Source organism: Herbaspirillum sp. B65, from assembly GCF_000333555.1.
Lineage (GTDB): Bacteria > Pseudomonadota > Gammaproteobacteria > Burkholderiales > Burkholderiaceae_D > Herbaspirillum > Herbaspirillum rubrisubalbicans.
Genome location: NZ_BADI01000679.1, coordinates 1 through 1,164, shown reverse-complemented (window position 1 = coordinate 1,164; position 1,164 = coordinate 1). Strand labels below are relative to the sequence as shown.

At 60.7% G+C, this 1,164-nt stretch carries 1 protein-coding gene; it reads right to left on the bottom strand.

What is annotated here, in order from left to right; all coding sequences use genetic code 11:
- The coding region (locus I5W_RS16130; protein WP_044529995.1) for a DNA gyrase subunit A at nucleotides 1–857 on the bottom strand (857 nt) is incomplete at its 3' end.
- Nucleotides 858–1,164: the final 307 nt, after the last annotated feature.

The window sequence follows — 1,164 nt, the reverse complement described above, 5'->3', positions numbered from 1 at the left end:
AGCTTCTTGTCGCGCACCAGTTCGGCGATGCGTTCGAGCAGCGCCTTCTTGTTGACCTGGTAGGGCAGCTCATCGACGATGATGGCGATACGACCTTCGCGGCCATATTCCTCAAAGTGGGTCTTGGCGCGCATGACCACGCGGCCGCGACCGGTGCGGTAACCATCGCGCACGCCCGAGACGCCATAGATGATGCCGCCGGTGGGGAAGTCCGGCGCCGGCACCAGCTCGATGAGTTCATCGATGGTGCAATGTTCATTGGCCAGCAGGTGCAGCGCGCCGTTGATCACTTCGGTGATGTTGTGCGGCGGGATGTTGGTGGCCATGCCCACGGCAATGCCGGAGGAGCCGTTGACCAGCAGGTTGGGGATACGCGTGGGCAGGACCGAGGGTTCCTTTTCCTTGCCGTCGTAGTTGGGCACGAAATCGACGGTTTCCTTCTCGATATCGGCCAGCAATTCGTTGGAAATCTTGTCCAGGCGGCACTCGGTGTAACGCATCGCGGCCGCACCGTCGCCGTCGATGGAACCGAAGTTGCCCTGGCCATCGACCAGGGTATAGCGCAACGAGAAGTCCTGGGCCATGCGCACCAGGGTGTCATAGATGGAGGCGTCGCCGTGCGGGTGGTACTTACCCATGACTTCGCCGACCACGCGCGCGCACTTCACGAACGGGCGGTTCCAGACGTTGTTCATCTCGTGCATCGCATACAGCACGCGGCGGTGCACCGGCTTCAAGCCATCGCGCACATCCGGCAGTGCCCGACCCACGATCACGCTCATGGCGTAATCGAGGTAACTCTTGCGCATCTCTTCTTCGAGGGAAATGGGGATGGTTTCTTTAGCGAATTGATCCATTGGAGAGTCGAAAGATGTTTCCCGGCCAGAAAATCGTGCCGGGCGGGCGTGGCCCTTGGACTGATCAGAACAGTGCATTCTAGCACGCCAAGAGGGTCAAAAGCCCGTCAAACGCCCTCATCGCCCCCGCAACGGCTCGCTTTGGGCTGCGGCAGCATCACGACAACGGCTGGCAAGGCAGTCCCGGCGCGTGAGAGCGGCAGACCGTGCGCGACGACTCGCTATATATATTAGAGGTGACAAGCTGCCAGCCCGAGAGGACAAGCTGCACATGGGCAACTAAGGCGAACACTGTCCGGATCGCTTC